Consider the following 5,764-nt stretch of genomic DNA (forward strand, 5'->3'; position numbering starts at 1 on the left):
AGTTTAAGATTTTACTGAAGTTTGCATTAATAAAGAATATACTACAGCTGATATATGCGCAACATATTGTGACGCTTGTGATTCATTTCCCTTGAAATCCTTAACAAATACCGCTAAGGTATAACTGATATTATTAGGCAGACATATATAGGCAACATCATTGTGAGCTGCAAGAACACCATTTTCATTAACATAACCTGAACCTGTCTTATGCGCTATAACAACCCCTTCTTTATCAAGAAGTGGAGCTGCTATCCTATCTACACCTGTTTTGCATTCTTTTAACGTATTCTTAATGAAACTTTGTTTCTCATCATCGATAAGACCTTCAGTAAACAAACGATTCATCAACATTGCAGCACCAAGAGGAGATGTATAGTTAGAGTAAGCCTTGTTATGGTCAGCCGACATTTCCTCTTCCGTATAAGCTATCTGAAAACTTGAACGAGGAATGAGTGTGGCTATAAAACTATCTGTTTGAGCGACATTAACCATATCCTTAAACATAAGGTTGCTTGCATTGTTGTCACTCTGAGTAAGAGTATAACGCAGCAAATCTCTCACTGTCAATGATATGACTGGCCCTGAATAATCTTTCAGCATAGGACTCCAAGTCTTTGGGTCAAGTTTATCCCTATTTATATTTACTAAGGTATCAAGTGAAATTCCTTTATTGTCAAAGTCATTACAAAGAGCTAATGCCTGATGAACCTTAAACACACTCATCATAGGATAAACACTCTTATTATTGACCTTAACCGTATCTCTGTTATTAACAATAACCGCCACACCAATTTCGCCAGGACAAGCTGAGACAATTTGAGAAATGCTATCAGTCAAAACATTTGTTAAAGGAGGATTTGCGCTATCTTTTGTCGCTGATTTATGGAACAATGAAAATACAAACTTTGGAAATAACCCCTGCTTCACCTTATCATAGAACTTAGGACCCTCACGATTTGGCAATGCCTCAACCTTGATAACCTTATTATTCTTGATATAAACCTCTACTGGTGTTGCACCCTTAAATCCCTTTACATTTGAGCAGAGGCTGGTCGTATTGACAACATAGGTGCCATCTGCCTGCTTATACATCACCTTATCCTGCTGCACTGCAGCAAAAGCAACCCCTGTAGTTAGTACTGCTACGGCTGCTACTGATACGAATTGTTTTTTTAACATAACCTATTACCTTTATTTAAACTGATAAATTCGATTACAAATGTACGAAAAAGTATAAGAGTGGTGATTGCTTTTTGCATTTTTTAAGAGTTGCTTATTAGCCTTATTGGGTCAATAAGGCTAATAAGACTAATAGTGCCCTCCTCACTATTTTCCCAACTTTCTTCTCTCTTTAATTATTTTATTTGTACATTTGTTCCCATAAACAATCAATACCAACGATGAAATATATACTACTACCTAAACCAGATACCATTCATCAACTGTCCTTCTACTTTGCGGTGGAAGAATATGTAGCACGGCATTATACCGATGACGACTACTTTATAGGCTGGCGTGTGAACCCTACAGTTATGTTAGGACGCAATCAGTTGATTGATAATGAAGTCAATACAGACTACTGTAAAGAACACAAGATTGATATTTTCAGACGGAAAAGTGGTGGAGGATGTATCTATGCCGACAAGGGTTGCATACAATTTTCTTATATTTCACGTTCCGTCAATGCCAACGAAGCCTTTGCTGCTTATATGCAACGAATGGCAGACTTACTAAAAGGACTGAAGATTGACGCACAGTTATCGGGTCGAAATGATATTCTCATTAACGGTACAAAAGTATCGGGTTGTGCTTTCTATCAACTGTCTAACCGTAGTGTTCTACACAACTCCCTACTCTTTGACACCCAACTTGACCACCTGTCTAATGCACTCACTCCTGCAAAAGAGAAACTACAAAGCAAGGGTGTAGCGTCTGTCAGACAAAGAGTGACGAATGTTGCGACCTATACACAGTTAGATATCTTAGCTTTTATGGACTATGTGCGACAGGAAATATGTGGTACTGAGGTGCTCGAACTAACGGAAGAAGACATGAAAGAAGTTGCAGAGATAGAGAAAGAACTATCTTCTGACGACTTTGTTTATGGTAAAAATCCAAAATACTCCCTTGTTCGAAAGCATCGTTTTGAAGGTGTCGGAACACTTGAAGCCCATATTGAACTAAAGAATAACATCATTGGAAGTATCAATATGGTGGGTGATTACTTCCTTCTTGGCGATATCGATCATGATTTCCTCAGCCTACTTAAAGGTTGTGAGTTCACGAGAGAGGCGGTAGAAGAGAGATTGGAAAACATAGATCTATCCACTATTATCCGTGGTTTGAAGCTGCGACAGTTCCTCCGTTTGCTCTTCGGACGTGAACCACACGTGATGAAACCAAAGTGGCTTAAGATTGACCTCACATCGAAGAAGTCGACTGGTGAGACGGCTGGTATCCTTGCCAAGCATCATATGAACACTATCTGTACGAGTGGACTCTGCCCAAATCGCTCGGAATGTTGGATGGCACGTACGGCAACCTTGATGATTGGCGGTGATATCTGTACACGAAAGTGCCGTTTCTGTAACACGTTAAGTGGCAGACCCAGACTGCTCAACCCTGACGAGCCTCGTCGTGTAGCTGAGTCAGTGAAAGCTCTTAAGCTACGTTATGCCGTCATCACCTCTGTTGATCGTGACGACCTATCCGATTATGGTGCAGCCCACTGGATAAAGACCATCGAAGAGATACACCGATTAAACCCTGACACAAAGATTGAACTGCTCATTCCAGACTTTATGGGGAAGGCAGATCTCATACGACAAGTCATGGCAACACACCCCCACGTAGCAGGACACAACATGGAGACAGTGCGTCGCCTCACACCATCAGTACGCTCTGTGGCACGCTATGAACGCAGTTTAGAAGTGCTGAGAGAGATAGCCAACTGTGGTATCACTGCCAAGACAGGCTTCATGCTCGGCTTAGGTGAGACCCACGACGAAATCTTAGAGACAATGGACGATATTCTTTCAACAGGTTGCCAACGCCTCACGCTCGGTCAATATCTCCAACCTACTGCCGAACACCTGCCTGTTAAAGCCTATATCACACCCGAAATGTTTGCTGAATATAAGCGGATAGCATTAGAAAAAGGTTTTAAGCATGTAGTCAGTGGTCCGCTCGTTCGTTCGTCTTATCACGCTGCAGAAGGGGTTTAAGCCATTGCTTACACGATGAGGGACACAAAGGGACATCGATAAAAGAACTGGTATTGGGCTTATTAGTCCCATAAGCCAAATAAGCCCAATTACTCCTATCATCATAACAAAAAGTAGGGATACACGCTCGTGTATCCCTACTTGCATTTAAGAAATATCTTGATTGAACTTATCTTATTCCGTAATCTGAACCGTTGCACGACGGTTGAAAGAGATAGGAGACAAGGTCTCTACTCCACCCTTACCAACAGTCGTAATCTTATTGTTCTCAATACCCATCTTAACAAGTTCGTTGGCAACTACTGTTGCACGACGCTCAGACAACTTCTGGTTGTAATCAGCAGAACCTGTTGCGCTGTCAGCATAACCTGTCACAAGGAGATTGTTATTATTGTCCTTAGCATACTTCGCCAATGCCTGTACGTTTACGAGGTCTTTCTGAGAAGCAATCGTAGACTGGTTGATTTCGAAGAAGACTGAAACAGGGGTTGTCACCAACTGCTTTACAGACTCCGACACGGTCTCAACTGGCTTCTGATTTGCCAATTCATTACGAAGACGTGTATTCTCTTCCTCTGCATCCTGAAGGCGTGCATTCAGTGCATCGAGAGCCGCCTGATGCTGTGTATTGATAGCTTCCATATCTGGACTCTTCTTCCAAGTACCCTTACCAATATTGAAGTTCAAACCAATTTCTGCATAAAGGTTATTATCATGTGACTCCCATCCACGGCGCTCATTGTTTGCGTATGCAGCACCATCAAGGTCGGCTTCATAACGGTTCCAACCAGCTTCAAGATAGACACGCATTCCTTTGCTCACCTTCCAAGAAGATTGAAGACCTGCGCTCAGTCCCATTGCATAACGATTAGCCGACATCGAACGGCCAACACCAGCACCAGCAAAAGGAATAAGATTCCAAACACGGTTCTCATTGTAACCGCAAAGGAGGTTGCTCAGATTGAACATTACCTGCTCCTGTGCAATCCAATACTTGTTGCTGTTATCAAGCTGAGAAGCAGGATTACTGTCAGCACCGACACGCTTGCCCCAGATACCTTGTATCTTTGTACGAAGTCCGATACCCGGTGTGAACCACTTACCAATAGCGAAAGCTGCACCCGGCTTTGAACGGAAGTCCTTCAACGGACTAATAGCAGCATCACGCCCATGCTCTTGGTTAGAATACCATGCGTTCCAGTCTGCACCAAGTTCTACGAACCAATTGCTCCAAAACGAGTTGGTAGCAACGCTATACTTCTCAGTGAGCACTTCATCTTGGGCAAAACTGGTCATAGACACACCAGCCAATGCCAAAACTATCAATAACTTTTTCATAATCTTATTATTTAACGATCTTAACCTATTCTGCTCCTTTATTGCTGACAATGATTCCCAGCAATACTAAGTTTGTTCACAAAGATAATAATTAAAATCTATCAGGGTCGGTTTTTTCTAAAAAATACTATTTATTTAACGTTGAATTATTAAACCAAGATTGCTCATTAGAGCCTAAACATATTTTGTTTTATTGTCGAGCAGATTGTTAGTCTTTGTAACGCAGTCGTAGCGGGCTACGTCAAGTTACAAAGACTAACAAGATGCCGATAAGAAAATAAAGGATGTTAGGAAACAATACCATAGTAAGAAGAATTATACATATTGTGGTCTAATGACCGATTTGGGGTTAATATACTAAAGATTTTTATTTTTAATTTGCTGTCATTTTTAACAATTCGCATAACTGACTGTAAATCTATCATTTAAATAGTATCTAATAATGACAGCAGTGACAGGAAATTTACTTTTGATAGAAAAATCACTCTTATAACTCCTTATCTTAATTCACAATGATTAAACCCAAATCATAGAGGCTTAAGAGATTATGCGTATTATGGTCTAATAATTGGTTCTTCAGAAATTTGGTGTGATAAGGGTGCCAAATAAGTTTAGGACTTTAACGAAATGTCGCACAGAGAAATAGAGAATACGGAGGGTTATTAAAAACAAAACGCTGATAGGCACGGAGGCACTGTTGTGCGTGGAGCAACGGAGTTTGCTTGCCAGTTATATTAGACACCTTATTTTCAAAGTATTTATCTCAAAAATTATCAGGAAGCTGTACGCTACACCTCTTTCGTTCTTTGTATCGTCGGCACCTCCCTGACATCATGTTTAGCTCCGTCCTCGTTGAACCTCCGTGTGCCTTACTTTTAAAGCGTTAGTATTTCACTCCATATTTTGGAAGAACCTAATAAAGGGTGTTGAACGCTTAGCACATGATGTGCGTATGCCCCGCACATATTGTGTTGACGCTCCGCGCATATTGTGCGGATGGTGTATCACCTTAATGAGCGAAGTCCATTCACATACATATAAAGCCTACAAAGGTCTTACAATCAATCGATTCCATGAGCCACTCGTACTAATATCCCTGTAAGTCATTTTAGAATATTATCATTCCCCATTCTTAAACCGTTTCTTAAACTCACTTTTGGGCATCTTGTATTTCAAATAACGTATGACATTCTCACGAT

The 5,764-nt window shown here is 40.8% G+C and carries 3 protein-coding genes; 1 reads left to right on the forward strand and 2 read right to left on the reverse strand.

Features of this window, described 5'->3' with window-relative positions; genetic code table 11:
* Positions 1–3: 3 nt before the first annotated feature.
* Complete coding sequence (locus tag HMPREF1505_RS00740; RefSeq protein WP_369758949.1) at positions 4–1,182, reverse strand: CfxA family broad-spectrum class A beta-lactamase; 1,179 nt, start codon at positions 1,180–1,182, stop codon at positions 4–6.
* A gap of 221 nt (positions 1,183–1,403) precedes the next feature.
* On the opposite strand from HMPREF1505_RS00740, the gene lipA reads away from it, so the two are divergent.
* Entirely contained in the window at positions 1,404–3,227 is a 1,824-nt protein-coding gene (gene lipA, locus HMPREF1505_RS12730) for a lipoyl synthase (RefSeq protein ID WP_081722899.1), read from the forward strand.
* A gap of 174 nt (positions 3,228–3,401) precedes the next feature.
* On the opposite strand, the gene HMPREF1505_RS00750 is transcribed toward lipA, so the two are convergent.
* On the reverse strand, positions 3,402–4,565 hold the full coding sequence (locus HMPREF1505_RS00750) for an OmpA family protein (RefSeq protein WP_036921110.1): 1,164 nt from the start codon (positions 4,563–4,565) through the stop codon (positions 3,402–3,404).
* Between the last annotated feature and the right edge of the window lie 1,199 nt (positions 4,566–5,764).

This window comes from Prevotella sp. ICM33, from assembly GCF_000517825.1.
In the GTDB taxonomy this organism is placed as follows: Bacteria; Bacteroidota; Bacteroidia; order Bacteroidales; family Bacteroidaceae; genus Prevotella; species Prevotella melaninogenica.

Coding starts and splice junctions, on each gene's coding strand:
- HMPREF1505_RS00740 (WP_369758949.1), bottom strand. CDS start 1,182: ATGTTAAAAAAACAATTCGTATCAGTAGCAGCCGTAGCAGTACTAACT.
- lipA (WP_081722899.1), top strand. CDS start 1,404: ATGAAATATATACTACTACCTAAACCAGATACCATTCATCAACTGTCC.
- HMPREF1505_RS00750 (WP_036921110.1), bottom strand. CDS start 4,565: ATGAAAAAGTTATTGATAGTTTTGGCATTGGCTGGTGTGTCTATGACC.